The 23,269-nt window shown below is 59.2% G+C and carries 17 protein-coding genes; 9 read left to right on the forward strand and 8 right to left on the reverse strand.

The genetic code is table 11. The annotated features are described in order from the left end of the window. Positions 1 to 98: 98 nt before the first annotated feature. Entirely contained in the window at positions 99 to 827 is a 729-nt protein-coding gene (locus WBG04_RS01130; RefSeq protein WP_424312498.1) for a hypothetical protein, read from the reverse strand. Positions 828 to 851: 24 nt separating this feature from the next. After that, positions 852 to 1,697 (reverse strand): DUF1194 domain-containing protein, encoded by an 846-nt coding sequence (locus WBG04_RS01135; protein WP_424312499.1) that lies wholly within the window; start codon positions 1,695 to 1,697, stop codon positions 852 to 854. 293 nt (positions 1,698 to 1,990) lie between these two features. Between WBG04_RS01135 and WBG04_RS01140 the strand changes: the two genes are divergently transcribed. The 3 genes from WBG04_RS01140 (at position 1,991) to WBG04_RS01150 (ending at position 6,492) form a co-directional block, all read left to right on the forward strand. After that, on the forward strand, positions 1,991 to 2,497 hold the full coding sequence (locus WBG04_RS01140; protein ID WP_424312500.1) for a hypothetical protein: 507 nt from the start codon (positions 1,991 to 1,993) through the stop codon (positions 2,495 to 2,497). A gap of 100 nt (positions 2,498 to 2,597) precedes the next feature. Beyond that, the gene (locus tag WBG04_RS01145; RefSeq protein ID WP_424312501.1) at positions 2,598 to 4,955 is read left to right on the forward strand and encodes a heavy metal translocating P-type ATPase; all 2,358 of its coding nucleotides are present in this window, start codon (positions 2,598 to 2,600) and stop codon (positions 4,953 to 4,955) included. After that, on the forward strand, positions 4,945 to 6,492 hold the full coding sequence (locus WBG04_RS01150; protein ID WP_424312502.1) for a pyridoxal-phosphate dependent enzyme: 1,548 nt from the start codon (positions 4,945 to 4,947) through the stop codon (positions 6,490 to 6,492). The genes WBG04_RS01145 and WBG04_RS01150 overlap by 11 nt, the downstream gene beginning before the upstream one ends. Positions 6,493 to 6,509: 17 nt before the next feature. Here WBG04_RS01150 and WBG04_RS01155 read toward each other — a convergent pair whose 3' ends face one another. Next, positions 6,510 to 9,818, reverse strand: coding sequence for a mechanosensitive ion channel domain-containing protein (locus WBG04_RS01155; protein WP_424312503.1), 3,309 nt, complete (start codon positions 9,816 to 9,818; stop codon positions 6,510 to 6,512). Positions 9,819 to 10,121: 303 nt separating this feature from the next. On the opposite strand from WBG04_RS01155, the gene WBG04_RS01160 reads away from it, so the two are divergent. The 4 genes from WBG04_RS01160 to serS all read left to right on the forward strand — a co-directional run bounded on the left by WBG04_RS01160 (position 10,122) and on the right by serS (position 15,775). Next, a complete protein-coding gene (locus WBG04_RS01160) occupies positions 10,122 to 10,457 on the forward strand; it encodes a hypothetical protein (protein WP_424312504.1) in 336 nt (111 codons plus the stop codon). A gap of 415 nt (positions 10,458 to 10,872) precedes the next feature. Then, a complete protein-coding gene (locus WBG04_RS01165; RefSeq protein WP_424312505.1) occupies positions 10,873 to 11,787 on the forward strand; it encodes a helix-turn-helix domain-containing protein in 915 nt (304 codons plus the stop codon). 61 nt (positions 11,788 to 11,848) lie between these two features. Further along, positions 11,849 to 14,230 carry a serine/threonine protein kinase gene (locus WBG04_RS01170; RefSeq protein WP_424312506.1) on the forward strand — a complete coding sequence of 794 codons (2,382 nt, stop codon included), beginning with the start codon at positions 11,849 to 11,851 and terminating at the stop codon, positions 14,228 to 14,230. Positions 14,231 to 14,491: 261 nt separating this feature from the next. Beyond that, entirely contained in the window at positions 14,492 to 15,775 is a 1,284-nt protein-coding gene (serS, locus tag WBG04_RS01175) for a serine--tRNA ligase (protein ID WP_424312507.1), read from the forward strand. 141 nt (positions 15,776 to 15,916) lie between these two features. Here serS and rph read toward each other — a convergent pair whose 3' ends face one another. From rph to WBG04_RS01200, 5 genes are all read right to left on the reverse strand, one after another. Further along, the gene (gene rph / locus WBG04_RS01180; RefSeq protein ID WP_424312508.1) at positions 15,917 to 16,696 is read right to left on the reverse strand and encodes a ribonuclease PH; all 780 of its coding nucleotides are present in this window, start codon (positions 16,694 to 16,696) and stop codon (positions 15,917 to 15,919) included. Between the two features lie 80 nt (positions 16,697 to 16,776). Next, positions 16,777 to 17,142, reverse strand: a complete 366-nt coding sequence (locus tag WBG04_RS01185; protein ID WP_424312509.1) for a hypothetical protein — start codon at positions 17,140 to 17,142, stop codon at positions 16,777 to 16,779. 31 nt (positions 17,143 to 17,173) lie between these two features. Further along, positions 17,174 to 18,010, reverse strand: a complete 837-nt coding sequence (locus WBG04_RS01190; RefSeq protein ID WP_424312510.1) for a phytoene/squalene synthase family protein — start codon at positions 18,008 to 18,010, stop codon at positions 17,174 to 17,176. 83 nt (positions 18,011 to 18,093) lie between these two features. Further along, the gene (lepB, locus tag WBG04_RS01195; protein WP_424312511.1) at positions 18,094 to 19,332 is read right to left on the reverse strand and encodes a signal peptidase I; all 1,239 of its coding nucleotides are present in this window, start codon (positions 19,330 to 19,332) and stop codon (positions 18,094 to 18,096) included. Positions 19,333 to 19,401: 69 nt separating this feature from the next. Next, complete coding sequence (locus WBG04_RS01200; RefSeq protein WP_424312512.1) at positions 19,402 to 20,097, reverse strand: hypothetical protein; 696 nt, start codon at positions 20,095 to 20,097, stop codon at positions 19,402 to 19,404. Positions 20,098 to 20,320: 223 nt separating this feature from the next. On the opposite strand from WBG04_RS01200, the gene WBG04_RS01205 reads away from it, so the two are divergent. Then, a complete protein-coding gene (locus WBG04_RS01205; protein ID WP_424312513.1) occupies positions 20,321 to 21,754 on the forward strand; it encodes a C39 family peptidase in 1,434 nt (477 codons plus the stop codon). 81 nt (positions 21,755 to 21,835) lie between these two features. Then, complete coding sequence (miaB, locus tag WBG04_RS01210; protein WP_424312514.1) at positions 21,836 to 23,206, forward strand: tRNA (N6-isopentenyl adenosine(37)-C2)-methylthiotransferase MiaB; 1,371 nt, start codon at positions 21,836 to 21,838, stop codon at positions 23,204 to 23,206. Positions 23,207 to 23,269: the final 63 nt, after the last annotated feature.

A 23,269-nucleotide genomic window follows, 5' to 3' on the forward strand; every position in this document is an offset into this window, starting at 1 on the left:
CCTGTCGATGGACGCTGTCCACATGATCAGAAACCGCTTCGCTATTCGCTTTCCGCTGCCAATCGCAAGGAGTGAATGCAACCGGCATGGAAGAGACCTTAGTCCGCCGCACGCAACCTGGAGACGCCCGACATGTCCGGAGCGATGTTCACGCCAGTTGTCCCAAGCGATGGGTTGAAACTCACTTCTGACTGATGGGGAGCGACGAATGGGTTATCGACCATGAGTTTCACACCCAGCATCAACGAACCAAGGCAGGCCATCGAAGAAAGAGCCACTATGCCCGGCCCCCATGCCCAAGCCACAAAGGCGCGGGAAAAGAACTGACTGGAGAGAATCATCGCAATGACCACGACAAGCCCGCAACCAAGTGAGAACACCGGCACCCAGATCCGCAAGGCATCGGGGATCTCTCCGACCATCATGCGTGTGAGGGTGGCACAGCACCCGGCGACACCCAAGACCATCAGCATCATCCAGATCCAAGGCACTCTAGGGCGGGGAATGTTCACCACTCCCACCTTGCCGATGCCGTTGAGAATATCCTTCACCGTCTTCACTCCGAGGCAGGCATTGAGTCGGCGCTGCTCGAGAGACTCGGTCTTTTCACGCGTCCTGGTCTGGACACGCATCAGTTGGGAAATGCGTAGCCGTGCATACTCAGCAGCGACCGCTTCGTGATCTCCCTGCACCATCGCCAGCGCACGTGCCCAGGTTCCGGGCTCATACTCCGCACGTAGTATTTCGTGCCCGACACGGGCTGAAATCTCTTCGGGAACCGGCCTTCTCGTCTTGAGCTCGCTGCCCTTCTTGATCGAATCGTTCATCGTCTCGGTAAGTTGGGGTTTCCGTTAAGCGGGACGCCGTCTGGCGAAGATGAGAAGGAAGCCCAGGGATGAAACCAGGAGCATCGCCGAGGAAGGCTCCGGCACGGCCGCAATTCCGGCGGCCCCAACCGATCGATTGATCTGAGACGAAAGGATCGAGGAAAGTCCTTCATCAACCGCACTCACGCTGACAAGCGCGGACATGCCACCAACCGATCCACCAATGACATTGTCCGCATAAAATGACTCCAATTGGTCGGCTTTCTTACCGACCACCGTCGCATTGATCACATCAACCCCTCGTCCGAGTGCCGCCAAGCTCGCAGCCGCCACATCGTCGGAATTGCCCTTTGGCTTGGTCGAACCTCCGACCTCGATGATCTGCAATGCCGAGCTGAAGCCATTGTCCAATCCTCCAACCTCATCACCGATGCTCGTCAGCCCCTGAACCAAGGCATCCTGATAAGAGTAGTTGCCGCCCTTCGGTTCGGCGACTGAGCGAAGCTTGCTGGCGAAAGCTTCTGCCTCGACCCTGTTGCTGATGGCCATCCAACCGACTCCCGCGGATGAGCCGGAATCCTTGACGCCATAGAACGACAGCGAAACCGCAATCTTGCCCGTCCTGCCGGAGGCGATCGAATCCAGCACCGCATCACTGGTAAGGGCGTCGGCATAGCCGCTCATCAGGCGATTGAACTCGCCTTTCTTAAGCCCGCCGTTCGATACATCGACGAGCAGGAGTAATTCAGAATCAACAGATTCTGCGGTTGCCGAACCAGAACCAAGCAGACTCCAAGCGCAGACAATCGGCGCAAGAATGCTCAAGACATGGGACAGCGAACCGCGACACGGGACAGTCGCAGGTTTCATGGGGTGTGGGTGTGGGTAAGGTTGGCGACGACTGATCTCGTGGGAAGATCGGTCACCTCAAACAGCGCCGTGATAAAAGTTTAAGATTGCCAAACTATCAAGATTATTTTTATAAAAAATTCATGGTTGATCCATCGCGCTCTCATCGAAGCTCATTGTCATCACGCGTCGCGTTGGCAGCAGCCCTCCTTTTGGCGGGCAGTTTCGGCATGTTCGCGACGTTTATGGTCCCGCCAAAGGTGCAGACTAAAAATCAGTCCGCACCTGGAATCGTGAGCGCCCCGGCGGTGCTCGTGTCACCCACTCGCCATCTAACAGATATCGAGACCGCACCCCGACCGCTCACCAAACCCGCTCCGGAAGAGCTCGTCGCCTTCTGCTCGGATCACGTGACCGAGAACCGCAGCTTTGTCATTTTCCAAAACGGCACCTGCGTCGTGGTCAATGAGCCCAGCCTCGATCCGATCAGCGACGCCCGCGAACGACTGCTTGCGTGCGAAGACCCAGAAGCGCGCTTCGTGCCCGAGCTCACCCAGGACGGTGACCTGATGATCAGCTTCAAGGAGCCGGTCTTTCACAACTTCACTGAAGAACAGCGCGCCGAACTCGAATTGACCCTCAGCCATCTGACTCCAGCCCTCCTGACTCCGAAGGAAAAAGCCAGTGCGGGCGACGACTGGGTGCCGCCCAGCCACGCCCAGTTCGGACTGCTCGCACGCCGGCGGATGCTCGAGGATGCCGCTGATCCGAAGCCCGTGAAAGTCATCCGGGCCAAGGGGCGCGCGACGGTGCAGAACTGATCCCGGACTTGCCGTGATTCGCATCAAGGTCTGAAAGGCCCTGTTTATCACAAGCGGCGCTTGGCGACGGGCCACACTCCGCCCCATCTTCCCCCCACTCATGGCCACCTGCGAACACTGCGGCACCGCCTTTTCCGCTTCGGAAGAAACGGAAAAGTACTGCTGCAAGGGCTGCGAGTTCGTCGCCGAAATGATCCGCGATAGCGGATTCGACCGCTTCTATGATCTGAAACAAGGACTGGCCACCGCACCGGTGCGATCCCGTCCTTTCGAAGAACACGATTTTTCCTGGGCCGAACCCCTGATCACCAAGGGCGAGGAAGTTGCCGAGGCCAAAGGGGGCTCGGCTTCGATGGATTGCTCGCTCGAGGGCATTTCCTGCGTCGGCTGCGTGTGGCTGGTCGAGAAGCTGTTTGAAAAACACCCGGGCGCAATCCGCGCAGCAGCCCATCCGGCAAGCGGCCGACTGCATTTGGAATGGCAGTCCGGCCACTGCGATCTGCCGGAGTTCCTGCAGGAACTGACCCGCTTCGGCTACGTCGCCGGCCCCCAAAACCGCGGGGCGCCCGATCACGAACGCCGCCGTCTGACAGCGCGACTCGGTCTCTGTGGTGCCTTCGCGCTGAATGCGATGGGGTTCACCCTGCCGACCTATCTCGGTATGCCGGAGGACTTCGAATTCGCCGGACTTTTCCGCCTGATCGCCTTCCTCTCCGCAACCTTGGCCATGCTCGTCGGCGGCGGCTATTTCATTGAACGCGCCTGGAGATCACTCCGCGCGGGAACCCTGCACATCGACCTGCCGATCGCCCTCGGACTGATCTCCGCCTACATCGGATCAGTCGCAGGGTGGGTCATGAACATCGAAGCCCTCCGCTACTTTGATTTCGTCGCCACCTTCGTCTTCCTGATGCTCGGTGGGCGGTTTCTCCAGACCGCCGCCGTGGATCGAAATCGACGTCGCCTGCTGCGTGCCTCGCCCCTCCCCACCAGCGTCCGCTCCGGCGATGCACAAATTGCACTTGATGCCATCAGCGCCGGCATACTCTTCCAGGTCGAACCGGGCCGCGCAGTGCCCGTCGCCTCGACCGTCAACGCCGACGAGGCCGAAGTCTCCCTCGAATGGATCAATGGCGAAGCCGAGCCGGTCGTCGTCACTGCCGGCACGCGCCTTCCTGCCGGTGCGATCCTTCTTTCACGGAAAGCCCTCGCACTGCGCGCCGAGGAAACATGGGCGGATTCCCTGCTGCAACGCCTCACCGCCGACGATCACTCCGAACGATCGTCGCCGATGCTCCAGAAGCTGCTGCGCGTCTACCTCGTCGCCGTGCTGGTGATCGGCGTCGCCGGTCTGATCGGCTGGATCATCGCCGGCCAGCCCATCGTCGGAATACAGGCAATGATCTCCGTTTTCGTCGTCTCCTGCCCCTGCGCCCTCGGCGTGGCCCTGCCGCTTGCCGACGATCTCGCCGCCGCCCGCGCCGAACGCAACGGCGTCTTCGTCCGCAACCCGACCCTCTGGGCGCGACTCAGAAACGTTCGCCACGTCATCTTCGATAAAACCGGCACCCTCACCCTCGAACGTCCGGTCCTTCTTTCCCCCGAGTCCGTCACTTCGCTCGCTGAAGATGCCGCGCGCGCCCTCGCTCAACTCACGGCGGGATCCCTCCATCCGATTGGCCGCACGCTGCTTGAAGCTCTCGGTTCCCGCGGGCAGCGGCTTCTCTCCAACAGCGCCCCGATCGAAGTCACCGACCATCCGGGTCACGGTGCGTCGATCGATGATGACGGTCACCGCTGGACCCTCGGGAAATCCGGTTGGGCCGGGGATGCCAACGATGGCTCCACCTCACTCTGTCGCGATGGACAGCGCATCGCCTCATTCCACTTCCGCGACACCCTGCGCCCCGGCACCAGGCAGGCACTCGCCAACCTCCGTCAGCGCCAGAACCAACTCTGGATCCTCTCGGGTGACACCGCTGAAAAAGTACACACCCTTGCCCAACAGCTGGAAATTCCCGACAGCCATGCCCATGGCTCGCTCGATCCCACCGAAAAAGCAGAGCGCGTCCGGAAAATTGATCGCAGTGACACGCTCTACCTCGGCGACGGAGCGAACGACTCCCTCGCCTTTGATGCCGCCACCGTGACCGGCACACCTGTAGTCGACCGTTCTCTGTTAGAGTCGAAGTCCGACTTCTATACGCTCGGTTCCGGCCTCGGATTCCTGACCACTCTTTTCGCTGCCGCCGACGCCCGGGCGAAGGGCGTCCGCAGCGCCTTCACCTTTGCCTTGTTCTACAATCTCGGCGCCGTGATTCTCTGCCTTGCAGGGCATATGAGCCCGCTCCTCGCGGCGATCCTCATGCCGCTTTCCTCGATCATCTCGGTGCTGCTGGTGACTTTTGTAAGATTGAAGGAAGCGCCACAAGCCGCTAGCAAGCCACATGGAAGTTGACCCCACGGACCTGCCGCGAAGCTTGCGCCAAGAGATCCTTTTCGCCCGCGAGCGGGTCTATCGCTTCGACCAGCCGACTCCGCTCGAGCGCCTCGATCTGCCCGGACCCGGTCCGGAGATCTGGGTCAAACGCGAGGACCGCTCCACGATCAAATCCTACAAATGGCGAGGTGCCTGCAATCGTATGGCCTTGCTGAGCAAGACCGAAGCGCAGCGCGGAGTCGTCACCGCCTCGGCGGGAAACCACGCCCAAGGCATTGCTCTCGCCGCGAAGGCGCTCGGCATCCATGCCCGCATCTACATGCCCCTGCCGACACCCAAGGTGAAGCAGCAGGCCGTAATCCACCACGGCGGTGAGTTTGTCGAAGTCATCTCCATCGGCGACAGCTACGACGAGGCGATGCAGGCGGCACGCAAAGACGAGGAGGAGAACGGTGCGATCTACATTCATGCCTACGACGATCTCGCCGTGATGGCAGGCCAAGGCACGCTGGCGGACGAAGTCGTCCTCTCCGGTCACGGCCCCTTCGATGCCGCCTACCTGCAGATTGGTGGTGGAGGGCTCGCCGCGGGGGTTTCGACCTGGCTCAAAACCTACTGGCCCGAGATCCAGACGATCGGTGTCGAGGGCATCGGTCAGGCATCGATGAAAGCCGCCATCGAAGCAGGTCATGAAGTGGCTCTCGATCAGGTCGACCTGTTCTGCGACGGCACCGCTGTTAGACAGGCGGGATCCCTTCCCTTCAAAATCTGCCGGGACAGTCTCGACGGGATCGAGACCGTGACCAACGCCGAAGTTGGTGCCGCCATCCGCGTTCTTTGGGAAGGCTTGCGCTGCATCTCCGAACCCTCGGGTGCCATGGGTCTCGCCGCCGTGCTCAAGCATCGCGAAAAGCTCGTCGGTAAACGGGTGCTGGTGATTCTTTGCGGTGCAAATATCGACTTCCTCAAGCTCGGACTCATCGCCCAATCTGCTGGCACGGCGGGGCAACACAGCCGAACCCTGAGAGTGCACATTCCCGAGCGTCCGGGTGCCATGCTCGACCTCTTGGACAGCTGCTTTACCGACCTCAACATCACCGACTTTCAGTATGGAAAGACTCATTTGAGCGAAGCCTGGCCGGTCTTCACCCTGAATGCGGAGGACTCCACTCGACTCGAAGGCGTGTCCGAAAAGCTTGATGCCGAAAAGTTTGAATGGCAGGACCTCACTGGCGCAGTCGACGTCTCCTTCCGCTCAATCCCGCTGCGCGCCGATCTGCTGGAACATCCGGCATTCCTGAGGCTCGATTTCTACGAACGTCCCGGTGCCCTGCACGACTTCCTGGCACGGCGAATTCAGGGAAAAGCCAATCTATGTTACTTCAACTACCAGCAATCCGGTGAACGCATCGGACGCGCCCTCATCGGACTCGATTTTCCTTCGCTTTCCGAACGCGATGCCCTGCTGAGAACCATCCCGGACCAAGGTGAAGGCTACCGTCTCTGCGAAGTGCTGGATGAAGCCACCTGCAGTCGTCTAACAGGCGGTGTTTGAACCTGCATGAAATCCTTCTAAAGCGATGTCTCAACGCCAGCCTGGCTCCGGATGTGGAGATCACGCTGCGGGAAAGGAATCTCGATAGCGGCTTCCTTGAACCTCCGGTTGATCTCGGCGTGCAGATCGGTAATCGCCCGTAGGCGATTGTCACGATCAGGCAAGTAGCAGCGCAGGACCAGGTTGAGCGAACTGTCGCCGAACTGCTCGAACGAAGTGAAGGGCGCGGGCTCATCGAGGACGTAGGGATTCTCCTCCGCGACCTCACCGAGAATTCGCAGCGCAGTCGGGATGTCGCTGCCATAGGCCACGCCCACCGGGACCACCACACGATTGATACTTGAGGTCAGGGTACAGTTGATCAGGGAACCGGTGATGAACTGCTTGTTGGGAACCACAAAATCCTCGCGATCCCAGTTGGTGATCGTCGTCGCCCTCATCCGGATGCGTGAGACCACGCCGCTGATCCCATCGACCACCACCACATCCCCAATCCTGATCGGGCGCTCAAAAAGCAGGATGATGCCGCAAACAAAATTCGCCACCACCTCTTGCAGGCCAAATCCGAGACCCACACTGAGGGCTGCGGCAATCCAACCGAACTTCGACCAATCAAGATCCACGATCTGGAACACCATCGCCGCGATGATCGCCGTCGCGACATACTGGACGATGGTTACCAAAGCGTAGCGACTTCCCGAATCCATCGAGGAATCACGCAGACCCGCCAATTCCATCAGACCCGGCAGGTTCTTCACGACGACGCCACCCACCCAGACGACCATGATCGCCCTGACGATGTCAGTGATGGTCAATCCTTCCCCAAAGGTAACGCTCCCCATTCCGGTCTTTAGTGGAAGCGCCGAGGACCAGAACCACCAGATCCCAATCACCACACCGACAAAGATGAGAGAAAAGATGAGTCTGCGGGTCTGACCGCCAAGATCATCAAGGTTCAACTCAACGTCGTCAGGCGCAATCGTGGGCACATCCGTCGCATCCTCCACCTGATCGGTCACCATGCGGCGGGCTCTTCTTTCCTCGATCATCTTCTCCGCTTTCAGCCGGCGCTCCTTGATCATGAACCAGCGGAGGATGAAGGCATAAACCAACAATCCAAGGATCCCGATTCCAAGAGTGCCCATGTAGACGAAGCTCAGGGCGAGAGCCGTGTTGAAGTAGCCGATCGCCGCCAGCAGCGCCATGGCGACTGGAGCCGCCCCCACCATCCAACTCGCCGAAGTTCTGAGCCAGGTGTAGCCAATAAAGATAGTGTCAGCCTCCTGGTCGGCCGGCTTCAGCCTCTCACTGCGCAGGGCCCTGATCACCAAAAATGCTATCCAGAGATGGGAGATGATGAAACATAGTCGGCCCAGGCTGTCAAAGTGGTCGGAACTCTTGTTGAAGACCGTCGTACCTACGACTAACAAGGCGGGAACATAGACGATGATGATGGAGGAAAACACCTTGCGCAGCTTGTGCATGCGGTCGTCGTCCCAGCGAAAGTGAACGTCGCCCAAGCCTCCGATCCGGGTCACCGCCCGGAGGAACTCCGAGACCACGACGATCAAGGCGACCCAGCCCAAACCTCGCCCCATCCCGCGAACCCACTCCGAATCCCCCGAATACCGAGTGACCACCCACCCTAGAAATCCAATAACGAGCGGAATCGGTAAGGCTAACAAAATGGTGTAACCTAGGGCTTTCACCGTATGACGATAGGCATCGGTCGAAATGCGGCGGCTCTTGTGACCGCAGGTTTTCAGCGCGGAAACGATCCGGGGTCGAATCACCAGCAAGGCAATTACCAGCAGCGCCACCATGCCAGCCTGCACCGGATGATTGAGAACCTCCTGCCGAATCGACACGAAGCCTTCGCGTCCATGCTTCCCACTGAAGACCCACTTGATGGCATTCGGCAGGTCGGTAAAAAAAGATCGTCCAATCGGAGGCGAACTTTTCATCCAGAAGAGCTTGCCAGTGAGATAGACACGAAAATTCTCAACTTGGCTACGAAATGACTGCTCGTTCGAAATCAACAAGGTGAGCTCCCTGATATGGGCCAGGTAGTTGGCTCTGAGAGTCTCGATCAACTCGCCCCGAAGCACGAGCATCCTGCTCACCTTGGGATCCGTGGAGCTCGTAAGCTTGTCTTCAAGAGCCCTGTCGCCGACCATCTGCTCCGCCTCAAGATCGGCGAGGCGAACTTCTGAGAGCTCCTTTTCGTGCTCATTGATCGCAAGCACCACCACTCGATCGTTCGGCAACGCCCGCAGTCGCTCAATCGCCCGTTGGGAAAAACCTCCCTCCAGTCCGCCCAGTTCGACCTGGCTCTTTATTCGTGAGAGCTCGTGATTCAGGACATCCAGTTTTCGGCGAGCCTCGTTCTGGAGACGATTCGCCTCCGCCAAGCTCGATGCCGACCTGCTTACCTTTCCGGAAAGTGCTTCAAGTTCCTCCCCCAACTCCCGAATGGCAGGACCATCCCCACTCAAGTCATCGGTCATCTCCAAGGTCTGCTCCTTCAGTTGCTGTGCCTCCTCAGAACGCTGCTTCTCGAGGCGCTCCTCGATCGCCGCCACCACCGCCTTTTCGTTCTCGACGAGCCTCTTGCTCAGGTCGCGCTTGGCGAGCGTCAGCGTCTCACGAACCTCCTGACTCAACTGCTCTTGCTGGAGCATTCCAATCTCTGCAGACAGCGCCTCGCGCTCAGCGAGAAGCAGCATGCGCTCGGAATCCTTCAAAAAGGATTCGGTGGCTTTGGCCGGGGGAAGCGCGGCCACCTTGGCATTGAGTTCCGCCAATTCATCATAGGCCGCGGGAAGCCGCACACTCATCTCGCTTGGCCGGGCCCGCACTCGCTCCAGCTGCTGCTGCGCCGCATTCAGATTGGAATCAAGCGTGCCCAAGCTGGCACGTCGAGTTTCCAACATCTTGCGCAGTCCCTCGACATCATCCGGAAATTCGAGCTCGACCGCCTCTTCCACTGTCGGAAGCTCGCCTGTCCGGCGCAGCACCTGCTCGGTTTCCTTGGGAGCCAATTGGATCGATTCACTGAACTCGCTCTCCTTGAGCCGACTCGCTTCCTCGCTTTTCACGGCATCCATTGCCGCCTCGAATTTCTTCGTGAGGGCATCCTTGACGCCTTGCTCGAGTTCACTCTTCTCCAATGCCGACAAGCGGCTTTCGATATCCGCGACCTTGATCGAACTCTCCTCCGCCACATAGGACTCCGTAGGAGGTTCTTGGGCAGCAACAAAGGGGCTCCATACCCCAAGGAACAAAGCCGCAAAAATCGCGTGGCGTGATCGTTTTCCTAACCTCATCTTGCGTCTCAGGTAAACGCACCGGAGCTTCCATCAAGCAAGCCAGAACTCGAAATCCTCCCTGCTGGCTTCCTTTGCTTCCACTCCATCGTCTCGTTTCAGGTGACAAATCCCACCATCGTTTTTTGAGCTCTAATCGCCCATGAGACCGATCACTTTCCTGCGCACAGCCATCGCTGCCATGGCCCTCAATTCCTGCACCACCAGCACCATCGAGGTCGAGTCGAACCGTGTCGCGGGAATCGAGTAATCAAGCTAAAAACCTGGGAATGGGTAGCCATTGATCGGAGAGCAGCCGTCGATATGACCGAGAGCGACGAGGAAATCCGCACTGCATTCGTCGCAGAAGTCGAGCGCATTCCCGCCAAGCGTAGCCACACCAAGGTCGGCCAGGCCAAATCGGACCTTTTGGTCTACCCTCGTGGCGTCACCGCCACCGTTGGACAAGTTGCTTCCTCGAACAATCGGATTTTCTCAGCCAACTATGAGCCAAATGACCAGAGAAGCAGATGGCTCGGAGGCCCTGGCTATCAGGGAAGCACCACTCGCACCAGTGCGCGCTTCCTGGTCACTGAACCCTCGGCGGAAAAGATCGTCTGGCAGGGCAATGCCCGCATCACTCTGGATGATCGCCACTAGGGAAGCGCTGATTAAAGGCGCGGGCCGGCGCTCCGAGTCATTTTGTCTTCTGACAAGGCGTGACGAAGGAGTTGGTCAGGACCAACGACTGAGGAATAACGCAATCAGAGGACAAAAGGGCCGGAGTTCTTCCCCCCGGCGAGCAAAGCGAGCGACTTGTTCAGACCTTAAAAACCTTCGACGGCTTGCGGATTTAATCAGTGTTTCCCTAGCAGGCTACAGTGCTCCGAGACGCCAGGGTCGTCGCTCGCAGACTCCTACAGGGCTTCCCCTCCAACCGCTGGGCGCACGAAGCTTCGGGGGGCTTCCGGCAAGCACTGATTTCCGGCCATAGGGCCCGAAAAACAAATTGCGAGTCTTGTTTGTTGGCCTGGTGTTGAATTATTGGATTGTCCATCCTAACCTCCACCCACGCATGAGCGACGCCGCCAAAGCATTCGAAGCCAACCTTCATCAAAGGTTGAAGGCCTCCGACGTGTTCCTCAACTACCAGCACGCCTTCAGGATCGCAACAGGACTGCCGCTCCGCCTCGTCGGGGCGAATCCCGACCAGTGGTGCCTGGATGAGCACGCGGTCAACCGCAGTCCCTTCTGCGAGACCCTGAATCTATGCGCCTCCGCCTGCCACGCCTGCATCGACACCAACCGTCGTCTGATGGAGGAAGCCGAAGTCAAGGGACCCTTGTCCTGTCACTGCTTCGCGGGCCTGACCGCCACCGCCGTGCCAGTCCGCATGGGAGCCACCACCATCGGTTTTCTGAAAACCGGCCAGATCTTCTCGAAAATTCCCGATGAGCGGGATTTCGAAAACTTCCTCGGGAAACTTGGCCGCCGGAATCTCGAGGAAGGAACTGAAAAAAAGCTGCGCGAAGCCTATTTCCAGACCCGTACGGTCGAACCCGAGCGCTACGCCAGCATGGTCACCCTGCTGCAAAGCTTTGCCAACCAACTCAGCCAGCACGCCGAATCGCTGGCAATCATCGAGGAAGGCAGCGAACCAGCCGCCATCGCCAAGGCCCGCAAGTTCATCCACGAACACCTCGACTCACCCCTGCCATTGGGCTCGGTCGCCCGCGAAGCCGGCCTCAGCGAATCCCATTTTTGCCGCCTTTTCAAAGAAGCAACCGGCCTCACTCTAACCGACTACGTCAACCGCTGCCGGGTCGAGTGGGCAAAGAAGGAACTCCTCAAGCCCGAGATGCGCGTCTCCGAAATCGCCTTCCTGGTCGGATACCAGTCCCTCTCCCAGTTCAACCGCAGCTTCGCCCGCATCGTCGGCCACTCGCCAACCCATTGGCGTCAGGAGAACCTCCGGCGCGCCGCCTCGTAGGATCACACGATTCTTCGTTGCAACCACCTCGACCTCGCATCAGGTTTTCCAACAACGAATCATGCAGGATCGCTACGAAATCCGAGACAAACTCGGTCAAGGAGGTTTGGGAGCCGTTTACCGTGCCTACGACCAGACCTTGAAGCGGGAGGTCGCGATCAAACGCATCGCCGTCAGTGACAACGAACCTCACAACGAGGAAGCGACCAAGCAGATGACCCAGGAGACCGGTGCCCTCGCCGCCCTCCAGCATCCGCACATCGTCACCATTTATGATGTGGGCACCGATGACGAAGGCCCCTTCGTCGTCATGGAACTTCTCAAGGGCAAAACCATCGATGAAATCGTCGAATCGACGGCACCACTGACTTGGAAGGACTTCCGCGAGTTCGCCATGCAGGTCCAGGAAGGCCTCGTCGCCGCTCAAGACCTCGGTCTCGTCCACCGCGATCTGAAGCCTTCAAACCTGATGCTCAACTGGCTTCCGTCCGGGAAGTTCCAGGTCAAGATCGTCGACTTCGGGCTCGCCAAGTTTGCCGCCGAACCCATCTTTCAAGACGTCACTGAAGGAGACGCCGTTTACGGCTCGATCTTCTTCATGGCCCCCGAACAGTTCGAGCGGAAGAAGATCGATACCCGCACCGACATGTATGCGATCGGCTGCGTCTACTACTTCGCCCTCACCGGTGAAATGCCGTTCCAGGGCGAAACCGGGCCTCAGGTCATGGCCGCTCACTTGGAGCATCGCGTGGTCCCCATTTCGGAAATCCGCCCGGATCTCCCCACCTGGGTCTGCGACTGGATCATGTGGCACATCAACCGCCTGCCCGAAGATCGTCCCGAAAATTCGAGGGAGGCTCTCCAGAACTTCATCGAGCTCGACGTCCCAAAGACCGAAACGATGAGCGCCACCGCCCCCCAGCCTCCAGCTCCCAAGGGACCTCGACTCATCGTGCCAGGGGCCGTGCCGGTCGCACCCGTCGCACCGAGTCCCGCAAGCGAAGAGCGGCCGTCGCCGCCGGTCACGCAGACCATGCCCAAGCCACTCAAACCGCCCGAAGACGCCCCACCAAGCCTGCATACCACCTCCCAACAGGCCTCGGATGCCTCCACCGCAGAAGCAGCCCCCGGCGCGCCGCCTCCCGCCGCCGCCGTCATCCCTACCGTCCAGCTCAAGACAGCAGGCGGACCACCTACGGCATCGATCGTACCTACTGCCAGAGTTGCGGGAACCCAGACGGCCCAACCGACCGTAAGTGAACAGGCCGGTTTCGGCCAAACCAGCATCGGCAGCGGCCCCACTCGGAAGGCAGGCCTCAGCGGCAGTGCCAAAATCGCCATCTACAGCGTGCTCGGCCTGCTCATCCTGCTCGCCGGCTGGATGCTCGTCATCAAGATGGGCGACAACAAGATCAACAAGCGCTACAACGAACTGGTCGAACTCGCCGCGATGCCAACCACCAAGGAACTGCCCGTCACCAGAGAGGACACCAAGATCCTCCTCGATTCCGTTCGCACCGGCGCCAACAAATCCCGGGAAACGGTCTACAAGGCGCTCGCCATTGCCGAAACCACCGACGGTTCCGATGCCGACGAAATGATCGCCCGCTTCGCCACCGAAGAGTTGCTGACCGACGACATCCGCATCGCCCTTCTGAGCCGGGTGCTGCGCAAACGCGCCAACCCGTCCTCGCTCAATTACCTGCTCGAATACTCGAAGGAAACCGCCAACGAAGAAGTTGCCGCCGCCGCTCTAACCGCCGTCACCGACATCGGCGGTGAGGACCAGATCGACAACTTCATCGATGTCATCGAGTTCAGCTCTTCAACCAAAATCCGGAAGGCCGCCGAAGGCGCTCTGGAGAGTATCCTCGCACGCTCCGCCCACCGCGAAAAATGGGGTGAGAACATCGCCTCGAAAGTCTCATCGGCTACCGACGACAGCACCCGTCGCACCATGATCCGACTGCTCGGCGTGACCGGAGGTAAGGCTTCCAGAAAAATGCTCACTGAAGTCCTCAACGGTGACGACAAACTCGATCAACTCGCCGCGATCGAAGCGATGAAGTCCTGGCCGGATGACTCGATGTTCGCACCGCTCATGGATTTCCTCTCGCAGCAAGCGGACGAAACCATCCGTCCGAAAGCCTTCAATGCCGGATACGTCTTCCTCATGGATGACAAGCGCGAGCGCAGCGACAAGAAGAACGAGGAGCTCTGGAGATTGCTGGCCGACAACGCCAAGACGCCCAAAGAACAGGACACCATGATTTCAGGACTGGTCAGCATCGCCCAATCCGAATGGCCGATCGAAATCATCGAGAACTTCGCCGAAACCTCCGACAACGACCGAGTGATCGACCGTTCCGGAGAGGGAATCAAACGCATCCGCGAGCGACTCAAAATCCTCGAAGGAAGCAAAAAGGATTTCGACGAAGAGTAAGGGCCCTCCGGAATCCCCCTCAAGATCTTTGGACCAAGATGGACAGGATCGATTCGATTCTTATGTTGGCGTCCTCGATCCAAGGCTCCCCTTCGGGACCAGTCCCGATGATCAACCAGATGATTCCTGAATTTCTTGGCTCTCATCCAATTCATCCCATCCATCCTGGTCCGACTCTTTCCCTGGCCTGATCGCCCTGCGCAAACTCACCCGTCTTACCATTGGACCTTCCGCGCCCAATGCCCTAAGTCCTCCCCCGCCATGCTCGACATCCGAGAGATCCGTGAGAACCCCGATGCCATTCGCGACCGCCTCAAGGCCCGCGGTGGCGACCATTGGACCCTGATCGATGAGGTCCTCGCCTGCGATGAAGCCCGTCGCAAGGCCGAGACCGAGAAACAACAGCTCCAGTCCCAGCGCAAGTCGACCTCGAAGCAGATCGGCATGCTCAAGTCCAAGGGTGAGGACACCTCGGCCATCGAAGCCGAAGTCCGCGGCATCAACGAACGGATCACCGCCATCGATGCGGACGCCGAAACCGCCGCCAACCGCCAGAGCGAACTGCTGCTCAACCTTCCCAACGTCCCCCACGAAGGCTGCCCGGTCGGTGCCGACGAAAGCGCCAACCCGGTGATCCGCGAATGGGGCGAAAAGCCGGACATCGCCGCGCCGCAGGACCACCTCGATCTCGCCGAAGCCCTCGGCATGATTTCCATCGACGACGCCACCCGCATCGCCGGCTCCGGCTTCGCCGTCTATCGTGGAAAGGGCGCCCGCCTCGAACGTGCCCTGATCAACTTTCTGTTAGACACTCAAAGCGGCGAACATGGCTACGAAGAAGTCAACGTCCCGCACGTCGTCAAACGCGAATGCATGGAAGGCACCGGACAGTTGCCGAAATTCGAGGACGACATGTATGGCACCGACGCCGGTGAAGACGGTCGCAACCAGATGTTCCTCGCACCCACCGCCGAGGTGCCCGTCACCAATCTCTACCGCGACACCCTGCTCGCCGAAGCCGACCTTCCGATCAAGCTCTGCGCCCACACGCCCTGCTTCCGTCGTGAAGCAGGCAGCGCCGGACGCGACAACCGTGGCATCATCCGCATGCACCAGTTCGACAAGGTCGAGCTCGTCCAAGTCGTTCATCCCGACGACTCGTTTGCCGAACTCGAAAACCTCCTCGGTCACGCCCAGGCGATCCTCGAAAAGCTCGGCCTGCACTACCGCACCATCGAGCTCTGCACCGGTGACATCGGCTTTTCCGCCGCCAAGACCTACGACATCGAAGTCTGGGCACCCGGCCAGGGCAAGTATCTCGAAGTCTCGAGCTGCTCGTGCTTCACCGACTACCAGGCCCGCCGCATGAAGCTCCGCTTCAAGGATGCCGACGGCAAAAACCGCTTCTGCCACACCCTCAACGGTTCCGGCACCGCCCTGCCACGACTCTACGTCGCCCTGTTAGAGCAATACCAGCAGCCCGACGGCTCGATCAAGATCCCCGAGGCCCTCGTGCCGTATTTCGGATCCGAAGAGATCCGCTAAGGGAGCAAGGGCGTTCCCGCCCTGTCGAGGAAACACAGTCGCTCTGACCTCCCGAAGGAGCACGCGAGCTATCCTCTTATCGTTCGAAACTGCGAGCACCCCAGGCGCTTCGACAGGGCGGGAACGCCCTTGCTCCTTTGGTCACTTCTTGAACGCAGCTGCAAGACTTGCAAATGCGTCATTTCCCGGGCGATCCGCCTCGAGGATTGCAGCTTTTTGAAGCGTGATCAGTTCCTCCACACCCTTCTTGGCAAGATCCAGCATCAAAGACATCTGCTCACTCGTAAAAACGGCCTCTTCACCACTCCCCTGCACCTCGACGAATTCAAGCCGCTCGGTCATCACCACATTGAAATCCACGCTGGCATCCCGGTCCTCGGGATAGTTCAAATCGAGCACCGGCACGTCCTGATAGACACCGGTGGAAATCGCCGCGACCAACTGGGTCAAAGGAAACTCCTTCAGCTTGCCTTCACCCATCAGTCGATTCAGTGCGATCGCCATCGCCACGCAGCCACCGGTCACCGATGCCGTCCGTGTGCCACCGTCGGCTTGCAGGACATCACAGTCGATCCACACCGTCCGCTGCCCGAGCTTCTTCAAGTCGACCACCGCGCGTAGCGCACGACCGATCAATCTCTGAATTTCCGAAGAACGCCCATCGAGCTTACCGCGTGAAATGTCGCGCTGTTTGCGATCAAGCGTCGAGTAGGGAAGCATCGAGTACTCCGCCGTCAGCCAGCCGCCACTGACACGCTGCTGCTTCATCCAGCGTGGCACGTCTTCCTGAATCGTTGCCGTGCAGATCACCCGCGTATTTCCAAAGGAAACAAGCACCGAACCATTCGCATGGGGAGCCACATCCGGAATGAAGGAAATCGGGCGGAGCTGATCGTTGCTGCGTTCGTCGGGCCGGGTCATGTCGCGGAAGTCAAATGCCTGACCTCGAACATGGGAAGCGCCAAAACAAGTTCCTCAGGCTGCACCTGAATGATCAGCCTTCAAGGCACGACGAAAATCTCCCCGCTCTTGGGATCCTTGGCGAACTGACCACTTTGAAAATCACTGACGTTGACCCGGTGATGGGGCGGATAAGGGCTTTCCACCACGTCGGGATTGGAAGTCTTGCGCGCGACCGGGTAACGCGAAGTCACTGAATCCGCCGGGCTCGATGGCTCGGCGGCTGGCTTGTCCGGGGGAATCCCGTAGCGGGCATAGTCACGTGGCTGATCCTGAGCAGGAGGCAACACACCTGCGTCGCGCTCGATCGATTCGATCAAGTCGGCCTGCTTTCGATAGCTGCTGCACGAAGAACAAACAAAACCGAGTGAGAACAAAAAAAGGACAGGAAGGCTGAGCGGCTTCATGATTCGTAGGATTAAGGAAAGCGTGATCCGTTCAGGACATCGCTCCCCGCTTCATCAGGTGCTTGGAAAAGATCGTCATCTTCCTCGCTTTGGAAAGACTGTATCGCTGCGAGTAAACCTTGAACTGGTCCTTGCGCATTTTCCCGAGAAGCGAGTGGTAGATCTCCCGCATGATCTCCGCCGCCACCATCGCCTTGCGGTCGGAAGCGGGCAGCGCCTTCGCCGCCTCCAGGTAGTAGGCCTCGGCACGATCCGCTTCGAAGGCCATCAGCTTGTGGAAACGATCGTCGTGGACTTTCGCAGCAAGATCCTCCTCGGAATAACCAAACTTCTCCAAGTCCGCCATCGGCAGATAGATCCGACCTCCATTGTCGAAGTCCTCCTCCACATCGCGGAGGATGTTCGTGATCTGCAGGGCATGACCAAGAGCCACCGCATACTTTTCACAGCCCGGAACTTCGCCACCGAAAATCCTCATCGCCACCAAGCCCACGGCACAGGCCACTTTCCAGGTGTAGCCGGAGAGATCATCCCAGGTTTCGAAGCGCTGGGGACGCAGATCCATGCGGCAACCATCAATGATCGCTACCAGAAGTTCGGTGGGAATCTCACGACGCTGCTGCATCGCCAGCAGATCCTTCTGCAGCGGGTCAGCGTCAGGAAATCCTGCCATCAATCCTTCGCGCCAGGCTTTCAAGCCCTCCTCACGGGTCTCCAGTGACATCGTCAAGTCGTCGGCAAGGTCGTCGATCACCCGACAAAAGGCATAGAAGATCACCGCGTCATCGCGCCGATCCTTCGGCAGGATCTGCAGGGCGAAGGCCAGGTTGGACTTCGCTTGGCGGGTAATTTCAGAAGCGTCGCTCATGCAGAATGGTCCGGAAGCATTGTTGCCAAACAGCGATAAGGATATGCGTGCATTTGCGCAGCAGTCCGCGGGCCGAAGACGACCTAATCAATAAAGCCCCAGTGCCCGGAACCAAAGGGCCACAGGGAGAAGAGGGCCGGTCCCACCACGTTGAAACCACGCACTTGACCCCAGTAGCGGGAATCCAGTGAGTTGCCGGTATTGTCACCCAATGCAGCATACTCGCGCAGCGCAGGCGGCGCATCTGCTTTCAATTTTAAGACATCACCGGGGCCTTCCAAGGGCGCGCGAGGAAAGCCATTGGCTCGAGCAGAAGTTGCATAGGTGTATCCGCTCTGCTGGCGGCTTCCATCCGCTCCCGCCGCATACTCGCCTTGAGCTTCAGCCACCCGCTTGATCCCCGCCTCCTGCAGAATCTTTCCGTGATTCAGCAAATTGGGAGGGTCGATGGAGATCGCGTCCCCGGGAATCGCACACAGCCGCTTGATGTAGTGTTGTCCTCCGGACTGTCCGCTCATCACTCCCGTGACCTCGCCGTGGGTCGGGATGGCCCGCGTATCAAAGACAAACACTTCACCCCGGTCCGGCTTGCGGAAGTGATAGGAAAACTTATCGACAAGCACGAGATCGCCGGTGGTGATCGATCCTCGGAGAATCGGATCGCCCGCCGAGTAGGTATTGGCCTGCATCGTCACCTTGCCCGTCCTGGCATCTCGCTGACCCCTGACACCCATCAGCTTTTCGGTCTCACCTCTGGCAGCAGGAATCTTGATGCTGGTGCCATCACTGAAGTCGACCTTGGTGCGAGTGAAAAGAAACCACGAGGCATCGCGGATGCCGACCACCTGCTTGTCACGATCCGCCACGAGATCCTTGTATGTCTTGCCTGCGAACGCCCAGTCAAAGGCCCGCTTGCCAATCCACGGCATCTTGAAATCCTCACCCTCTTCCTTGATCACGATTCCGTTCAAGGTCGGCTGCATCGATCCCGTCGGAATCCGGAACGGCTGCAGCACGTAAGCACGCAAACCCAAGGCCACTACCAGCGCCACAAAGATCACCTCAACATTCTCCTCCCAGCCGTTCTGGCGTGTCGAAATCGGCATCGCCTGCTCGCAAGTGGCACGCAGTTGCTTGCCCGCCTCCAAGGTCGCTTCGCGATCTCCAGATTTCATCGCGGCGTGCAGATCGCTCCGGCGCGATTCGATCTCGTCCACCCGGTCCTCCTTGAGCAGGTCCTTTTTGTAGTGAAGAAACTTCTTCGACCCCTTGTAGAGGTGCTTCGCCTCCTTTTTCCAGCGGGGCAGCATGAAATCGAACATCGGGGGAAGCATCAGGCGCGATCCCCCTGCTTGCAAGCCCTCAGGGCGGACTGTCAGACAAACCCGAGATCATTTCAGGCGCTTCCCATCGACTTCTAGGGCCGTCATCCACCATTCGTGTGCCTTGACGTGAACCGGACGTTCCACCCACTCGACGAAGCGTCCGGGCCAAATGCTTCCGTCTTTCGCTTGCCAATGATCAAAGAAGCTCACCTCCACATCCGCTCCCCGAGTGCTTGCCAATCCATCGATCGTAAATTGAAGCCGCCTCATCCATCCGCTGTCGCGACCGATCCAAACAACGAAGCGATCTTCCTCTGAAAATCCAAATCCCGGGGAAAGCCGCCCCTGCACCCGATCACAAACTTCGCCCCCCAGTTCCTCCTCCTTGAGGAGCTCCAGACTCTGCCCTTCTTCCAACAAAAACGAAGCCCCAAAGAGAAAAGCCGTGTAGGCATCCGCGACCAGCGCGGACGCATCCCGGATTTCCTCGGTCACCGCCTTATCCCCGACATCCTCATAGTTTACTTCGACCTTCCCAGGAGTCCGTATCACCGTCTTCGTGCCGCCCGGCCCCCGATGCCATTGCTTCACCACCCGCGATCGGGGTTCGTAGATCTCCCTCGAGCTTTTCCGAAATTCAGCGTCGACAAGATCGGGCTGCAGCCGCTTCACAAGACCCGTCCAATCGCCATCGTACGAGACCTCGACCTCCTGATAGCGCTTCCAAAGATCACCCGTGGCATCCGTTGAACGCTTTAGCACCCTTTCTGCCTGGCGGCTTCCCGCTACGGGCCGGCCTTCGCCAGGAACCACCAAACTGGAACACGCAGGAAAAATGAGTGGAATCAGAACCGTTGCAAAAATCCTCATGGTGGCTCTCTCGTCACGCCTTCATCCTCCGTCAAGCGTCCGAATTCCCTCGTCATCTCCGAGAATCTCCCACGGAATCCGCCCGTAGTATCGCTTCAAGCCCAAACCCAAGCCCATGATCCGTCCCTTTCTCACCCTCTTGCTCATCGCCGCGACGCTCCCCCTTCACGCCAAGGTCGGAGAATGGCGCACGCTTCGCGATGAGCAGGGCAACGCCCTGATGGTCCGTTTCGAGGGCATCCAAGACGACCGCTACCTGCTCAGGCGCCAGAAGGACGGGCGGCTCTTCGAAGTCGCCCCTGGCCTGCTGCCCGACGGCGAACGCACCCGATTCGAAAAGGAAGCCAGCGACCTCAATCGCGAACTTGAGATGCTTCGAAAAACCGTTGGCAAACCCTTGTTTGCCGGCACTCCCTTCGAAGTCCGCGACGCCTCCGAAATCGCCAAATCCCTCGGACTGCGCCCCGAGTCGAAGACCAAGCACAGCACCAGCTGGCGCCTCTACGCCGACAGCACCTACCGCCTGTTCGGTGCCAGACCCTATTCCGTCGCTCTCTATGCCGACGCCAGCGGCCACCCGACCAATCTTTCGGCGGTCTTCGCCAACAAGGGCGACTTTGGAAGTACCGCCGGCCAGGGCGAAGAGCACTTCACCGGCGGCACCGAGGCCACCATCAAATCGCTCGCCGCTGCAATGGAACGCGACGAACAAGCAATCGAGAAAGCCATTTCCTCCGCCTTGGGCGAGGCCGAAACCCAGCGCTACGGCGAAGGCAAGAGTCGACGCACCGTCAAACGCTGGGACTGGAACGGGCACTCCCTGCTTCTTTCCAGTGAGGAAAATGAATATGTCTCCCTTTCCATCGTGCCACTTGAACTGGCCGAAGCGGGAGGCAAAACGGCCAAGGTCCGCGACAGCGAGATCAAACAACGCTTGGCCGCCGACGTCACCCGGGACCCCAATGGCGACGTTTATCTCAGCCAGGTTCCGATGGTGAATCAGGGACCGAAGGGATACTGCGTCCCCGCCACATTCGAACGCGCCATGCGGACCATGGGCATCACGGCCGACATGTATCTCCTCGCCATGGTCGGCGAAACCTCCATCGGTGGCGGCACCTCAGTCCAGAAGCTTCTCGAAAACGTCCGTTCCCAAGTCTACCGCAAAGGCCGACGCCCGAAAGACGAGAAGGTCAAGAGGCTCCGTATTCGAGACGTAAAAAAGTACATCGATGACGGCGTCCCGGTGATGTGGACCATGCGCTCGCTCAACGAATACAACAGTGTCGCTACCAAAAATACCCAGCGCCGGAAGAAGGTCACCGACTGGAGCGATTGGGCCGCAACCATCGCGGAGGAAACCGCCGAACTGGTCGAAAGTGAACAAGTTCAGGCCAATCACCACATCTGCATGATCGTCGGATACAACGAGGCCACCGGCGAGCTCGCCGTATCCGACTCATGGGGCCCGAGCTACGAACGCCGCTGGGTGCCCCTTGGCCTCGCCAATTGGGTCTCCCAAGGCGGCCTGTTCATGATCCTTCCTTAGGGCGCTCCACCGGAATCGGGGCCTTGCCAGGTCGCTTTTCCATTGAACTATCGGCCCTCCTGACTAATCCCTTGCCCCACCATGCCCAAGGTCCACATCCGCACCTACGGTTGCCAAATGAACGAGCGCGACTCCGAACAAGTCGCCCAAATGTTCAGCGAAGGCGGCTACACAGTGACCAAGGATGAAACCGACGCCGACGCCATCCTCATCAATACCTGCTCGGTCCGCGACCAGGCCGAACAGAAGGCACTCGGCAAAATGGGCCACATGGGATCCCACCGGAAACAGAAACCCCACGTCGTCTACGGCTTCATGGGCTGCATGGCCCAATCACGCGGGCCCGAACTCTTCGAGCGCGTTCCCCATCTCGACGTCGTCGTCGGCACCCAGAAATACCACAAGGTTTTCGAATACGTCGACCGCATCCTCCAGCGCCGGCTCGAGCGCCGCATGGACGAACTCGAGCTCTCCCTCCACGGCGAGAACGTCTGTGACGTCGACGAAGAAGACGGTTCACAGAACACCATCCGCGACCACGTTCCGAAAGCCCACCAATCGACCGCCTTCGTCTCGATCATGCAGGGCTGCAACATGCGCTGCTCCTTCTGCATCGTTCCCGATACGCGCGGGAAAGAACGTGGCCGCCCGATCCCGGAGATCGTCGAGGAAGTGAAAAGCCTCGTCGCCCATGGTGTGAAGGAAGTCACGCTGTTAGGCCAGATCGTCAACCTCTACGGCCGCACCGAGTTTGAGAAGATCGACGGCAAATCCCCCTTCGTCCAACTGCTCGAAGCCGTTCATGCCATCGATGGCCTCGAACGCATCCGCTTCACCTCGCCCCACCCGATCGGTTACCGCGATGACCTCGTCGCCGCCTTCACCTACCTGCCGAAACTCTGCTCGCACATCCACTTTCCGATGCAAAGCGGCAGCGACACGATTCTCAAACGGATGCGCCGTCCCTACAAGAACGCCAAGTTCATCGAGATCTGCGAAAAGATGAAGGCCGCCCGTCCCGACCTCGCCATCACCACCGACATCATCGTCGGCTTCCCCGGCGAAACCGAAGAGGACTTCCAAGCTACGATAGACACCGTAGAACGCCTCGAATTCGACAACGCCTTCGTCTTCCGCTACTCGAAGCGCAAGGACACCCCCGCCGCCGAGATGGAGGATCAACTCCCCGAGCAGGTCAAAGAAGAGCGGAACCAGCGACTGCTCGAAGTCGTCGACCGCCTCGCCAAGGCGAAGAACCAAGCCCTCGTCGGCACCCGCCAGCAGGTTCTCTGTGAAGGACCCAGCAAGAACAACAAGCAGACCCTCACCGGTCGCACCCCGCAGAACAAAATTCTGATCTTCACCGGTGACGAAGCCAAACTGACCGGACAGATCCTCGAGATCGACGTCAGGGAATCCACTGGCTTCACCCTCTACGGCGACGTCGTCTGATCGCCAAATGGTGGGCTTGCCCCAGAAAAACCTCAGGACTTCCGGGGATTTCAGAGCCCAAAC

It is taken from the genome of Haloferula sp., from assembly GCF_049672945.1.
Taxonomy (GTDB): Bacteria; Verrucomicrobiota; Verrucomicrobiia; order Verrucomicrobiales; family Akkermansiaceae; genus Haloferula.